The 14,167-nt window shown below is 73.6% G+C and carries 10 protein-coding genes and 1 pseudogene; 5 read left to right on the forward strand and 6 right to left on the reverse strand.

Annotation, left to right across the window (positions count from 1 at the left end):
• From AB0D04_RS40085 to AB0D04_RS40100, 4 genes and pseudogenes are all read right to left on the reverse strand, one after another.
• The coding region (locus tag AB0D04_RS40085) for a GGDEF domain-containing protein (protein WP_362712343.1) at positions 1 to 1,663 on the reverse strand (1,663 nt) is incomplete at its 3' end.
• A 309-nt stretch (positions 1,664 to 1,972) separates the two neighbouring features.
• Positions 1,973 to 3,151: a lipid-transfer protein gene (locus tag AB0D04_RS40090; RefSeq protein WP_362712352.1), complete on the reverse strand. Its 1,179-nt coding sequence runs from the start codon at positions 3,149 to 3,151 to the stop codon at positions 1,973 to 1,975.
• A 168-nt stretch (positions 3,152 to 3,319) separates the two neighbouring features.
• Positions 3,320 to 3,757: pseudogene (locus AB0D04_RS40095) on the reverse strand (zinc ribbon domain-containing protein); the annotation flags it as partial.
• Between the two features lie 234 nt (positions 3,758 to 3,991).
• Positions 3,992 to 4,354, reverse strand: coding sequence for a DUF962 domain-containing protein (locus AB0D04_RS40100; protein WP_362712344.1), 363 nt, complete (start codon positions 4,352 to 4,354; stop codon positions 3,992 to 3,994).
• A 109-nt stretch (positions 4,355 to 4,463) separates the two neighbouring features.
• Here AB0D04_RS40100 and AB0D04_RS40105 point away from each other — a divergent pair, with 109 nt between their 5' ends.
• From AB0D04_RS40105 to AB0D04_RS40120, 4 genes are all read left to right on the forward strand, one after another.
• On the forward strand, positions 4,464 to 5,414 hold the full coding sequence (locus AB0D04_RS40105; RefSeq protein ID WP_362712345.1) for an NUDIX domain-containing protein: 951 nt from the start codon (positions 4,464 to 4,466) through the stop codon (positions 5,412 to 5,414).
• The gene (locus tag AB0D04_RS40110; protein WP_362712346.1) at positions 5,411 to 6,568 is read left to right on the forward strand and encodes a serine/threonine-protein kinase; all 1,158 of its coding nucleotides are present in this window, start codon (positions 5,411 to 5,413) and stop codon (positions 6,566 to 6,568) included. Before AB0D04_RS40105 ends, AB0D04_RS40110 begins: the two co-directional genes overlap by 4 nt.
• A 182-nt stretch (positions 6,569 to 6,750) precedes the next feature.
• Positions 6,751 to 7,743, forward strand: a complete 993-nt coding sequence (locus AB0D04_RS40115) for a hypothetical protein (protein ID WP_362712347.1) — start codon at positions 6,751 to 6,753, stop codon at positions 7,741 to 7,743.
• A gap of 9 nt (positions 7,744 to 7,752) precedes the next feature.
• On the forward strand, positions 7,753 to 9,114 hold the full coding sequence (locus tag AB0D04_RS40120) for an adenylosuccinate synthetase (RefSeq protein WP_362712348.1): 1,362 nt from the start codon (positions 7,753 to 7,755) through the stop codon (positions 9,112 to 9,114).
• On the opposite strand, the gene AB0D04_RS40125 is transcribed toward AB0D04_RS40120, so the two are convergent.
• Positions 9,065 to 9,859 carry a M15 family metallopeptidase gene (locus AB0D04_RS40125; RefSeq protein ID WP_362712349.1) on the reverse strand — a complete coding sequence of 265 codons (795 nt, stop codon included), beginning with the start codon at positions 9,857 to 9,859 and terminating at the stop codon, positions 9,065 to 9,067. The genes AB0D04_RS40120 and AB0D04_RS40125 overlap by 50 nt on opposite strands.
• Positions 9,860 to 9,907: 48 nt before the next feature.
• A complete protein-coding gene (locus AB0D04_RS40130) occupies positions 9,908 to 12,292 on the reverse strand; it encodes a glycoside hydrolase family 31 protein (RefSeq protein WP_362712350.1) in 2,385 nt (794 codons plus the stop codon).
• A 308-nt stretch (positions 12,293 to 12,600) separates the two neighbouring features.
• On the opposite strand from AB0D04_RS40130, the gene AB0D04_RS40135 reads away from it, so the two are divergent.
• Positions 12,601 to 14,167 (forward strand): acetoacetate--CoA ligase (locus tag AB0D04_RS40135; RefSeq protein ID WP_362712351.1); only part of this gene is annotated, 1,567 nt, incomplete at its 3' end.

A 14,167-nucleotide genomic window follows, 5' to 3' on the forward strand; every position in this document is an offset into this window, starting at 1 on the left:
CCGGCACCCGCGCCGTGGCTCCCCGCCGCACCTCCCTACGCTCCGAGCCCGGCCGGCCGACCACCCAGCTCGCCCCCGGCAGCGCCTTCGCCGCCCTCTTCAGCGGCGCGAGCGCGGCCGCCGCCTCACGATGACCGCGGACGCTGCCCGGCGGGCAGTCCACCGTCGCCAGCGACAGGGTGACCGGCCGCCCGCCCGCCGTCCACGGCACATCCAGCACCGCCTCCGCGAACGGCGCCAGCGCCTCGGACCCGGCCAGCACCAGGAAGTCGTCCCCGCCGATGTGCCCCACCCGGGCGCCCGGCTCGCGCGCCGCGACCTCCGCCAGCACCCGCCCCACCGAGCGGATCAGCTCATCGCCCGCCGCAAACCCGGCACCGTCGTTGACCTGCTTGAAACCGTCCACATCCAGCCAGCTCAGCGCGAACCCCCGCCCCTCGGCCACCCGCCGGTCCACCTCGCCGTTGACCGCATCCGAACCGGGCAGCCGGGTCAGCGGATTGAGCCGCGCGGCCTCCTCCACCCGGCTCTCGGCCAGCGCCCGCAGAATGTCGGCGAGATGCACCACACCCATGCACCGGCCCTGCTCGTCCACCACCGCCACATCGTCACCGGTACGGTCGCGCTCCCCGTCGGCTATCAGGTCCAGCACCTGCCAGGCGGTGGCGTCCGCGCCCACCGTCCGCGGCCGGTCCGCCAGCCGCAGCGCCGGCCGGTCGGCGTACAGCGCATGCCCGTACCGCCCGGACAGCGACAACAGGAACCGGTCGCGGTCGATCGCCCGCACCGGCACCCCGTCGGTGTCCACCAGCAGCACCCCCGATACCCCCGGAAACCCGGTGAGATGGCTGCGCACCGCACCCGCGGAAGCGGACATCGGCAACAGCGCGGCGGGCTGCAGAAACTGTGTGACGGGAGGCCCCGAGGGCGGGCTGTACGGTGCCGGCCCGCGGGTCGCCGGCGGGTGCTCGGCCGGCAGATACACCTCGGCGGCCGCGCGCCGGGCGGGCGGCGCGAACAGATGCCCCTGCGCCAGCTGCACCCCCGCCGCCCGCACGGCCGCGTACTGCCGCTCGGTCTCCACACCCTCGACCGCCAGCAGCCCGCCCACGTGGTCGCACAGCTGCCGCATCGCGGCCACCGCGGCCCGTCGCCCCCGGTCGGCGGCCGGGCCCGGGCACAGCGACCGGTCGAGCTTGACGAGGTCCGGCGTCAGCTCACCGAGCAGGCGCAGCGGCAGATCGCCGTCCCCGACCCCGTCCGCGCAGATCCGGTAGCCCTCGTCGCGCAGCCCCGCCACCGCCTCCAGCAGCGACCGGTGCGGGACATGGGTGAAGGGACCTCCGATGTCCAACGTGATCTCCCACGGCCGACGTCCTACGTCCCGTACGGCCTTTCCCAGGGACGTCAGCGACGGCAGCTCGGCCACCGTCGCGGCGAAGACGTTCACATGCAGCGGCAGCATCGTCTCCTGGTGTGCCGCGGCCCGTACGGCGAGCGCCGCCAGCTCGGCGTCCAGGTCGGGGCAGCGGTGCGCGGAGCCCAGTACGTCGAACTCGCCGTCCTCGGGGCGGGCGAGTATCTCCAGCGCGGCGACCGAGCCGGTCGCGAGGTTCACGACGGGTTGAAAGGCGAATCGGAGCTGGTCCATCCAGGCAGGCACGGCGCCAGCATGCCGCCCCCGGACCCCGAACGGCGCGTGGTTCACGCACTGTTCACGCATCCTTCCGGAGCGTACGGGCGCCCGCCCTGCGATCCACACACGATCTTCGAGCGGGTCCTTGACGGGGTCCGTGTCGAGCCCTGACCGGGGCCTTGCCGATTTCTTGCGGGGTCCTTGTCGGGTCCTTGTCCCACGTCCCACGTCCGACCGCTCACGTCCGACCGCTCACGTCCGACGGCTCACGTCCGACGGCTCACGTCCGACGGCTCACGTCCGACGGCTCACGTCCGACGGCTCACGTCCGACGGCTCACCGTACGGCGACGACCGCCGACCCGTGCCCGAACAGGCCCTGATTGACCGCCATACCGACCCGTGCCCCCGCGACTTGACGCTCACCCGCCTGCCCCCGCAGCTGCCACGTCAGCTCGCAGACCTGGGCGATGGCCTGGGCCGGCACCGCCTCGCCGAAGGAGGCCAGCCCGCCGCCGGCATTCACCGGCAGCCGACCGCCCAGACCCGTCACCCCGTCCCGCAGCAGCGTGGCGGCCTCGCCGGCGCCGCACAGCCCCAGGTCCTCGTACCACTCCAGCTCCAGTGCGGTGGACAGGTCATAGACCTCGGCCAGCGACAGGTCCTCGGGGCCCAGGCCCGCCTCCTCGTACGCCTGGCGCGCGATGGCTGCCCGGAAACCGGTCTCCGGCTCCGGCACGGCGGCCGCGGAGTCGGTGGCGATGTCGGGCAGGTCCAGTACGGTCCGCGGATAGTGCGGGGTGGCAGTGGAGACCGCCCGGATCCGGACCGGGTCCGCGGCGCCGTGCCGCCGGGCGAAATCCATACTGCTCAGGACCAGCGCCGCGGCGCCGTCGGAGGTGGCGCAGATGTCCAGCAGCCGCAGCGGATCGCAGACCACGGGCGATGCGGCGACCTCCGGCGCGCTGACCCGCTTGCGGTAGCGCGCGTACGGATTGAGCGCGCCCGCCGCCGAGTTCTTCACCTTCACCCGGGCGAAGTCGTCCGGCGTATCGCCGTACAGCGCCATCCTGCGGCGCGCATACAGCCCGAAGTACGCCGGGTTGGTCGCCCCCAGCACCCGGAACCGCAGCCAGTCGGGGTCGTCGGGCCGGTCGCCGCCCGCCGGGGTGAAGAACCCCTTGGGGGCGGCGTCGGCGCCCACGACCAGCACTACATCCGCCAGGCCCGCCAGGATCTGCGCCCGCGCTGTGCCGATGGCCTGCGCCCCCGACGCACAGGCCGCGTACACGCTGGTCACCCGCGCGCCCTGCCAGCCCAGCGCACGGGCGAAGGTCGCCCCCGCCACATAACCGGGATAGCCGCCGCGCACCGTGTCCGCCCCGACCACGCTCTGCACGGCGCCCCACTCGAGCCCCGCGTCCGCCAGCGCCTCCCGCGCCGCCTTCGTCCCGTACTCGACAAAGCTGCGCCCCCACTTGCCCCAGGGGTGCATCCCGGCCCCGAGCACCGCCACCTCGCCGGCGCCGGGACCTCCGGGGCCGAGCTGTGCATGCCGGTGACCCCCGGCGCCCTTTCGGGGGGTGGACGGGTCCGGGTGCGCGGGTACCGCCCCAGCGGCCCCCGCCCGCCCCGTCTCCGCCCGCCCCGTCCGGGCTTGCCCCGTCTCCGCCCGCCCCGCCGCCACCGGCCTCCAGTGCCAGGTGGTCCATGTGTGCTCCGCGTCCTCGTTCAGGACCCCTGGCACCAGCTCGACCTCCGTGCCGACCTCGAGATCGGCGACGGTCACGCCGGGCGCGGCCTGCCCGAGCACCACCATCCGCTCCGCGGCCAGCTCCACCGCAACCAGCGCGTACGGCCGCCACTCGGCGTCCGGGTCGGAGGCGTACGGGGCGGGCGGGCGGTAGCGCGCGTCGGTGTACGCCCAGACCCTGCCGCGGCGGGACAGCGGCACCTCCTCCAGCTCGTCGCCCGCGCAGCCGGGATTACGGCAGAAGGCGTCCTCACGCGGGAAGAACACCGCGCCACAGGCCCGGCACCGCGTCCCCAGCAGCCGGAACTCCGCGGCGTCGGCGTCCCGTTCGAACCAACCCGGCACCACGGGTTTACGTGTGCGTGGCACGGCGCGCCTCCCCAGTCCTCCGTGCATCTGACGGAACGTCAGGAGTGTGGCACGCCGCTGCTCGACGCGGAACCCCGGTTCGGTGAGGACCAGCCGCTGCGGGTCCGGCGTGCCCGCCGCCTCACCCAGCGGCAACGGAGGCCGCGATCCGCAAGATCGCCGGCGCGGTGTGTCCTCCGTCCGAGGGGCCCGTCACCTGGGTCAGCAGGCGTCGGCCGACTGCTGTGGCGGCTGTCAACCCGCCTGCTCCGCAAGCCACTTCGCCGCGATCTCGGCCAGCTCCGCATCCCGCCCCGACAGCATCATCCGGATCATCTGCGCATCCCCGCGCAGCGACCACGCCGGGTGGCCGAAGGTGGCGGGGTTGTTGCCCTCGATGAGGAAGTGCGCGGGCCAGGCCGTGCCGTAGCCGAGGACCGGCAGGGCGAGCAGCAGTTTGGGCCGGCGCCGCAGTGCGCCGTACGCGGACACCGCCAGGCCGGTCAGCGTGCCGGTCAGGTGGATCCAGCGGGTGGCCGCCTTGGAGTGCATCGCGACGTAGTAGGGCCAGAACTCCTCGTACGAGCCGAACGTGCGGCCGGTGTCTTGATGGGTCATGCCCGAACGGTAGTGCTGCCCTGGACGGCGACATAGCCCGGTGCTATGTTGTTCTCGAAGCGAGAAAGACTCAAAGTGAGAATGATCCACCAGGGAGGGCGACGCGATCATGGATGCGCACCGGGGGAGTGGCGCCGAGGATGGCGGCGACGACGGCGAGTTCCTCGCGGCGTACGACCCGCGTGACTTCCCGGCCATCGCCGTGACCGTCGACGTCGTCGTGCTGACGTTGCGTCAGGGCGCCCTGCACATCCTGCTCGTGGAGCGTGGCGGCCGGCCCTTCAAGGGCGCCTGGGCGCTGCCCGGCGGCTTCGTCCGGGCCGGTCAGGAGTCGCTCGACGAGGCCGCGGCCCGCGAACTGGCCGAGGAGACCGGGCTGGACGCCACGCACCTGGAGCGTGTGCACCTCGAGCAGCTGGGCTCCTACGGCGATCCCGGCCGCGACCCGCGGATGCCCGTCGTCACCGTCGCCTATCTGGCCTTCGCGCCCGACCTCCCCGAGGCCCGGGGCGGCAGCGACGCCTCGGCCGCGGCCTGGGTCCCGGTCGCCGGTCTGCGGCTCGGCACTGGGGAGGGCTTCGCTATGAGCGATACTCCCGCCTTCACCGAACCGGACGCGGCCCGCCCGCGTCCCCCACAGCAGGGTCCGGGGCACGGGACCGACGGGGGTGATTCCGTGCCCCGGCCCGACGACTCCCAGGAGGCGTCCGGCCGTACGGCCCTCCCGCTCGCCTTCGACCATGCACGGATCGTCGCCGACGGCCTCGACCGCGCCCGCGCCAAGCTCGAATACACGCCATTGGCCACGGCCTTCCTCGGCGAGGAGTTCACCGTCGTCGAACTCCGCGGCGTCTACGAAGCCATCTGGGGCAGCCCGCTGCACGCCGGGAACTTCCACCGCAAGGTGCTCTCGGTCCCCGGCTTCGTCGAATCCACCGGCGCGACCGCCGCCCGCGGGGGCGCGCGCGGCGGCCCCCGCGCCCGCCTCTACCGTGCGGGCGACGCCCGGCTCCTGCACCCGGCGCTGCTGCGGCCCGACCGCGAGGAGAGCGTCCGATGAGCGGCGCGCCGGTGGACGGTGCGCCGGAGGTGGGGGGTGCGCCGGGGGACGGTGCCCCGAAGGCGGGGGGCGGTTCGATGGGCGGTGCCGCGTCAACCGGCGGCGCTCCGTCGGCCGACGCTCCGGCCGGCCGCGCCGAGGCCCGCGCCGCACTGGCCGCCGCCCGCGCGCCCGCCGACCTCTTCCCAGCCGACGACGCCGCGGCCGTCCGCGTCCACCGCCGGCTCGCCCGTCTGCTGCACCCCGACACCGCCCCGGCAGCCGAACGCCCCGACGCCGAGGCCGAGTTCGCCCGCCTCGGAGCCCTCTGGCGGCGCCGCGCCGCAGCCGCCCGCCCCACGCTCACCACTCGTCGGCGTACGTACACCCTCGGACCGGCCGTGGCCTGCGGCGACCTCGCCGTGCTCCGCGAAGCCTCGTACGAACAGGACGGCACCCGTTGCCGTGCCCTGCTGAAGATCCCGCGCGCGGTCACCGACAACGACCTGATGGAACGCGAGGCACAGGCCCTGAACCGGCTGGCCCGCCGCGGCGAGCCACGCCACCGCGGCTACGCGCCCCGCCTCCTGGAATCCTTCCGGCACCGCGATCCGGACTCCGGTGCCGAGCGACGGATCAACTCCCTTGCCCCGCTGGAGGGTTGGCATACGCTCACCGACGTCCGGGCCGCCCGTCCGGACGGCCTCGACCCGCGCGACGCCGCCTGGATATGGCGCCGGCTCCTGGTCGCCCTCGGCTGGGCACACCGCACCGGCCTGGTGCACGGCGCCGTCCTGCCCGACCACATCCTCATCCACCCCGAGCAGCACGGCCTCGCCCTCGTCGACTGGTGCTACAGCACCGCCATCGGCGAACGGGTCCCCGCGCTCGTCGAACGCCACCGCGACAGCTACCCGCCCGAGGTCACCGGCCGCCACCCGGCGACCGAGGCCACCGACATCCACCTCGCGTCCCGCACCATGGGCGCCCTCATGGGCGCGCGCACACCGCAGCCGATGCACGCCTTCCTGCGCGGCTGCACCCTCCCCGCCGAGGCCCGCCGCCCGCACGACGCCTGGCGGCTGCTGGCCGAGCTGGACGACCTCCTCGACCGCCTTTACGGGCCGCGTACCTTCCGCCCGTTCGCCATGCCGGAGCAGACCCGAACGCCGTAGCTCGCCGGCGGTGGCTCCAAGGCCGTAGCCCGATGGCCGTAACGCACCCGGCACCCATGCCGCACACGGCCCCACACCCTGCGCCACACATCCCACGTCCTACGTCCCACGTCCCGACATCCACGATCACTGAGCACCAGCACGCAACACGTCACGCAGCACATCACTCAGGGGGAATCACCATGGGCAGCGGAACCTGGTCCACCAACGTCTACGGCGCCGCGGCAAGCTACCGCGCCGCCTCCGGCACCAGCGCCTTCGACTACAGCGACCGCCTCACCGGCTCGGCCCCGCGCCACACCTGGACGGCACACGCCTCGCTCGACCCCAACGGCCTCACCACCCGTGAGAGCCGCGACTCCGACGAACACCCCGCCTCGCTGGCCGTCTCGGTCATTTTCGATGTGACCGGATCCATGCGGTCCGTACCGCGCATCCTGCAGACCAAGCTGCCGGAGCTGTTCGGCCTGCTGCTGCGCAAGGGGTACGTCGCACACCCGCAGATCCTCTTCGGCGCCGTCGGCGACGCGACCTGCGACCGGGTGCCGCTCCAGCTCGGCCAGTTCGAGTCCGACAACCGCATGGACGACGACCTCGGCAACATCCTCCTGGAGGGCGGCGGAGGCGGCCAGCTCACCGAGTCGTACGAACTCGCCCTGTACGCCATGGCCCGCCACACCAGCATCGACTGCCACGAGAAGCGCGGCCGCCGCGGCTACCTCTTCCTCATCGGCGATGAGATGCCGTACGGCAAGGTGAAGGCCCGCGAGATCCGTGCCGTCTTCGGGGACCAGGTCACCGAGGACATCCCGATCGCGGCGATCCTCGCCGAGGTACGGCAGAAGTTCGACGTCTACTTCATCGTCCCGGCGGGCGCCACCCACGTCGGCAACACCGCGGTCCTGGGCACCTGGCGCAAGCTGCTCGGCCAGAACGTCATCGAACTCGATGACCTCGGCGCCGTCTGCGAGACCATCGCGCTGACCATCGGCCTCGGCGAGGAAGCCATCGACCTCGCCTCCGGCCTCGACGACCTCGGCGACCTCGGCTCCGACGCGGGCGCCACCGTCGGCAAGGCGCTGGCCACCCTGGGCCGGCGGCGCGGCACCGTGGCCCGGTCGTCCGGACCGCTCATCGACGATGCCGCCGAGGCGGGCGGCACCACCCGCCTGTAAGGACCGCACATGCACACCATCGTGGTCGACCTCGGCTACGGCGACGCCGGCAAGGGGACCGTCGTCGACCGGCTCTGCGCCCCGCAACCGGGCGCCGCGCCGGTCACGGCGGTGGTCCGCTTCAACGGCGGCGCCCAGGCCGCCCACAACGTCGTCACCACCGACGGCCGCCACCACACCTTCGCCCAGTTCGGCTCCGGCACCTTCAGCGGTGTTGCGACCCACCTCTCCCGCCTGATGCTGGTCGACCCGCTCGCGCTCGCCGCCGAGGCCCGCCACCTGGCCGGCCTCGGCGTCCCCGACCCACTCGCACTGCTCACCGTCGACCGGCGCGCCCTCCTCACCACCCCGTACCACGCGGCCGCCAACCGGGCCCGCGAACGCGCCCGCGGCTCCGCCCGGCACGGCTCCTGCGGCATGGGCATCGGCGAAACCGCCGCCTACGCCCTCGCCCACCCGGCCGAGGCCCCGACGGCGGGGGACTGCACCTCCCGTACGACGCTGCGCCGCAAACTCACCCTGCTCCGCGACCTGCTGGCCGAGGAACTCGGCCCGCTCGACGCCCCACCCGTCGACGCCTGCCTGGACGCCTTCGCCGCCTTCGCCGGCCACGTACGGCTCGTCGACGGCGACCACCTGGCGCGGCTGGTGCGCACCGGCCCGGTGGTCTTCGAGGGCGCGCAGGGCGTGCTGCTCGACGAGTGGCACGGCTTCCACCCGTACACCACCTGGTCGACGACCACCTTCGACGGCGCGGAAACCCTCCTCGCCGAGGCGGGCCGGCCGCCGCGCTGCGCGCTCCGCCTCGGCGTCGTCCGGACCTACACCACCCGGCACGGCCCCGGCCCCCTCGTCACCGAGGACCCCACCCTGACGGACACCCTGCCCGAACCGCACAACGGCCACGGCCGCTGGCAGGGCGCCTTCCGCTCCGGGCACTTCGATGCACCCGCGCACACGTACGCGGCGGCGGTCTGCGGGGGAGTGGACGGGCTGGCCGTCACCCATCTCGACGCGGCCGCCCGCCATCCCGGACTGCGCATGGTCCGCGGCTATCGCACCCCTGACGGCGGCCTGATGGACCGCATTCCGTCCGCCACCGGACGCGGCGACCTCGTACGCCAACAGCACCTCACGGAACGGCTGTTGACCGCCCGCCCGACCTCCTGGCAGTCACCGGGCGGCGACCCGCACGCCTGGACGGAGGCCATCGCCGACGCCCTGTCCGCCCCGGTCCTCATGGAGTCGTACGGGCCCACAACGGCCGACAAAGTCACCAGAGGGGGCGCCGAACGGGTCACCGAGCGGGTCACCGAGCGGGTCACTGAACGGGGAAGTCGAAGTACGTGTCGGGAAAGGTCTCCGGCTTGAAGGTGTAGTGCCACCATTCCTCCGGGAGATTGACGAACCCGGCCCGCTCCAGACCGTTCTTGAGCAGCAGCCGGTGCTTCAGCTGCCGCCCGTGGATCCGCGGATCGAGGGTGTGCGCGAGCGTGTCGAAGCAGTCGAAGCCGGTCCCCATGTCCAGCGAGTTGTCCGGGAACCGCCCGGCCTTCGGCCCGTAACACGGCGTCAGCGGCTCACCCGGCACATACGGACGGGTGGGCACGGCCGGCAGCCGCACCAGCGTGACATCGAGCGTACTGCCCCTGCTGTGACCGGACTTGGCGGCGATATAGCCGTCGTCGAACAGTCTCGTCTTGTCCACCCGCGGATAGAACTCGGCCTTCAACCGCTGGTCGCCGAGGTCCTTGGCCCACCGGACGAAGTGGTCCACGGCGCGCTGCGGCCGGTAGCAGTCGTACACCTTGAGGGAGAGGCCCCGTTCCAGGAACGAGCGCTGGGCGCGGTGCAGCGCCCACGCGGCATCCCGCGTCAGCAGGCACTTCGGCCGACGGTAGCCGTCCACCGGTACGCCTACGAAGTTGTGCGGCGTGACGTAGCGCATCTCCTGGATGATCGTGGGGTCCACATCCCCCAGCGCGACGAACTCCTTCGGCCTGGCGGGCGGGTGCGCCTCCGCACCCGCCGATGCACTCGACGGCAGAACGGCGACGGTCATCAGCGCGACGGCGGCAACGGCGAGGCCGCGCAGCGCGGCAGCAAGTCTCGGCATGGCCTTCATCTACCAGCCGTGGCGGGCGCAGCGGAAGACCTCGCCCCTTCACGTCACTCGGCGCTCCAGCCCCCGCACCCGCACCGGATACCCCACAGCGCCCCCGCCCTGCCGCTCGACCACCACCGTGCCACCCTCCAGCCGCGAGGTGAAGCGCTCCACCTGCGGCCGCCGCCAGCCGTCCCCGGCATCGGGCACCACCACGCCACGGCCGCGCCGCCCGGCCGCCGGCGCCCACACCTCCAGCGCCGTCGCGCCGTCCGCACCCGCCACCGGCAGCACCGCACCCGCCCGCGCCAGTACCGGAATCCGCGACAGCGGCGCCGCCACCTCCACCTGGCCGGGCCCCTCGTACGCCTCCCCGGTGGCCGTGTCGTACCACCGCCCGCGCGGCAGCCGCACCGCCCGCCGCGTCACACCCCCCTCCAGCACCGGCGCCACCAACAGTGCATCCCCCAGCAAGAACGCATCCTCACAGTCCCGCAATTCCCGGTCCCGCGGCGCGTTCCACCACACCGGCCGGACATACGGTGCGCCGGTCAGCCGCGCCAGCTGCCCCAGCGTGTGGAAGTACGGCAGCAGCCGCTCCCGCTCGTACAGCGCCGACCGGGCATGCGCCAGCACCGCGCTCCCGTACTCCCACGGCTCCCGCCGCCCCGCCCAGATCGCCGAATGCGTACGGAACAGCGGCAGATACGCGCCCAGTTGGAACCACCGCAGATACAGCTCCCGGGACGGCTCCGCCGAGAACCCGCCGATATCCGGGCCGCTGTAGGGAATCCCGCACAGCCCGAGGCCGAGCACCAGCGACAGCGAGGCCCGCAGCCCCGGCCAGCCTGTCGCCACATCGCCCGACCAGGTGCCCCCGTAGCGCTGCAGGCCCGCCCAGCCCGACCGCGAGAACAGGAACGGCCGCTCCTCGGGCCGCAGTTCGCACAGCCCCTCGTAGCCGGCCCGGGCCATCGTCAGCCCGTAGACGTTGTGCGCCTCCCGGTGGTCGCCGCCCCGGCCCTCCAGGGCATGCCGCGCCGAACGGGGCAGCGTCGTTTCACCGAACGCCGCGAACGAGACCGGCTCGTTCATGTCGTGCCAGACGCCTGCGAAGCCCTGCGCAAGGCGCTCCGCGTACAGCGCGCCCCACCACTTGCGCACCCGCGCATCGGTGAAGTCCGGATACACCGACTCGCCCGGCCACACCACCCCGCGCACCTCCCGCCCGCGCGCATCCCGTACGAAGGCATCGGCCGCCGCCCCGTCGTCGTACACCGCGTCGCCCGGCTCCGCCTTCACCGCCGGATCCACGATCGACACCAGCCGCACCCCGTCCGCCCGCAGCTCCCGCGCCAGACCCGGCAGATCCGGATAGCGCTCCCGGTCGACGGTGAAGACCCGGTGGCCGTCGAAATGGTCGATGTCCAAGTGGACGGCGGACAGCGGAAGTTCGCGCTCCCGATAGCCGGCAACCACCCGGCGCACCTCCTCCTGGCCGCCGAAGCCCCAGCGCGCGTGCTGATACCCGAGCGCCCAACGGGGCGGCAGCGCGGGCGCACCGGTCAGCGCCGTCCACCCCAGCAGCACCCGGGAGGGATCGCCGAGCAGCACCCAGTAGCGCAGCGGCCCGCCGTCCATCCGCAGCTCACAGGTGCCCGGCCGGTCGTGCCCGGAGCCCGCGCCCTCCGCGCCCTCGCGCAGCGTCACCCGGCCGTCCCAGGAATTGTCGTGGAAGACCAGATGCGTCCCGGCGTCCGCCACCACCAGCTGCACCGGCATCGTCAGCGACAGCGGATCGTCCCCCGGCGCGAACGCGCCGCCCGGATCGGTGTTCCACAGCCGGTACGCGCCGTCCCGCAACCGCGGCCCGTGCGCCCGGCCGCCCAGCCCGAAGACCCGCGCGTCGGCCGCCACCTCCGAGCGCTGCACCCACCGAGAGGCGCCGCCCCCCTCCGGCGCGTCGCCCCGGTCCGTACGGTCCCACCAGCGCGGCGGCAGCTCCCGCCGCAGTGTCACCCCACCGGGCGTCCGCACCTCGACCGCACCGTGCCGGGACACCGCCACCAGCACCCGCTCCGAGACGACCCGCCAGCCACCCTCCGTGTCCGGCTCCAGCACCGCCCGCGGATCCACCTCCGGACACGCCCCGGCCAGTGCGTACGAGGGCTCCGGCCCGGCACCGTCCCAGCCGCAGAACACCGCCCCGCCCGACGCCACCCGCACCCGCAACGACGACCGTGCGAAATGGATCAGCCCGCCACCGGGCTGCGGCTCCGCACCGCTCGCGGCCCCCGGAACCCGCGCCCGCTCCGCACCCCGCCGCGCAAACGCCTGCGCATCCGCGCGCCGTCGCCGCCACGCAGTGCGCACGGACCGCAGCCCCTGCGCGGGCCCGACCGCCCTGACCAACCGTACCGACCGCACCAGATCCCGCCCGTCCATGCAGGCCAGCCTGCCATCGACGCGCCGGTGTGCGGGCACCGTTCAACTGCCGTTCACCTGCGCGGGGTCACCGTCGGCCACCTTCAGGCCCATGGACCGGCCACCGATGGCTTGATACGACTGAGCACCGGGGCGATCACCGCACCTGCCGGCCGCCACGACCCCGAATTATGGAGGCCTGCCCTGGTGCACAAGACGATCACGTGGCATCGTCCAGGCAAGCCGTGTCACGCGCCCCGCCCACACCCCTGGCCGCCGGGGCCGTACGAGACCGACGCACACGACGCGTACCGCCCGGGAGCCGCATCATGACCACCGCACCGCAGTCCGACGCCCAGCCGGAACCGCAGCCGGAACCCCTCTGGCAGCCCGGCCCGGACCGCATCGCCGGCGCCCAGGTCACCCGCTTCCACACCTGGGCCGCCGCACACCACGGCGCACCCGCCCCCACCCCCGGCGACCCCGCCGCGAGCTACGCCGACCTGCACCGCTGGTCCGTCGACGACCTTCCTGCCTTCTGGCAGGCCACCGCAGAATGGTTCGACGTCCGCTTCACCACCCCCTACGAAACCGTCCTCGCCGACCGAACGATGCCCGGTGCCCGATGGTTCCCCGGCGCCACCCTCAACTACGCCGAACACGCCCTGCGCGCCGCCGAGGACCCGGCCCGCGCCGACACCCCGGCGCTCCTGTACGTCGACGAGACCCACGAGCCCACCACCGTCACCTGGGCCCAGCTGCGCGCCCAGGTCGGCTCGCTGGCCGCCGAACTCCGCCGACTCGGCGTCCGCCCGGGCGACCGCGTCAGCGGCTATGTCCCCAACATCCCGCAAGCCGTCGTCGCCCTCCTCGCCACCGCCGCGGTCGGCGGCGTGTGGACCTCCTGCGCCCCCGACTTCGGCGCCCGCAGCGTCCTCGACCGCTTCCAGCAGGTCGAACCGGTCGTCCTGTTCACCGTCGACGGCTACCGCTACGGCGGCAAGGAACACGACCGCCGCGACACCGTCACCGAACTCCGCGCCGAACTGCCCACCCTCCGCGCCGTCGTCCACATCCCCCTGCTCGGCACCCCCGCCCCCGAAGGCGCCCTCAACTGGCCGGACCTGATCACCGCCACCACCGCACCGCCGGTCTTCGAACCGGTCCCCTTCGACCACCCCCTGTGGGTCCTGTACTCCTCCGGCACCACCGGACTGCCCAAGGCCATCGTCCAGTCCCAGGGCGGCATCCTCCTCGAACACCTCAAGCAGACCGGCCTGCACTGCGACCTCGGCCCCGACGACCGCTTCTTCTGGTACACCTCCACCGGCTGGATGATGTGGAACTTCCTCGTCGGCGGCCTCCTGGTGGGCACCACGATCGTGCTCTACGACGGCAGCCCCGGCCACCCCGACATCGCCGCCCAGTGGCGGGTCGCCGAAACCACCCGCGCCACCGTCTTCGGCACCTCCGCCGCCTACGTGATGGCCTGCCGCAAGGCCGGCCTCCACCCGGCCCGCGACCTCGACCTCTCCGCCATCACCTGCGTCGCCACCACCGGCTCCCCGCTCCCGCCCGACGGCTTCCGCTGGCTGCACGACTCCTTCACGGAGGGCGGCACCGACCTGTGGACCGCGTCCGTCAGCGGCGGCACCGACGTCTGCAGCTGCTTCGCCGGCGCCGTCCCCACCCTCCCCGTCCACATCGGCGAACTCCAGGCCCCGTGCCTCGGCACCGACCTCCAGGCCTGGGACCCCCAGGGCAAGCCCGTCACCGACGAGGTCGGCGAACTCGTCGTCACCAACCCCATGCCGTCCATGCCCATCCGCTTCTGGAACGACCCCGACGGCAGCCGCTACCACGACAGCTACTTCGACATGTACCCCGGCGTCTGGC

The organism is Streptomyces sp. NPDC048483 (genome assembly GCF_040651455.1).
Taxonomy (GTDB): domain Bacteria; phylum Actinomycetota; class Actinomycetes; order Streptomycetales; family Streptomycetaceae; genus Streptomyces.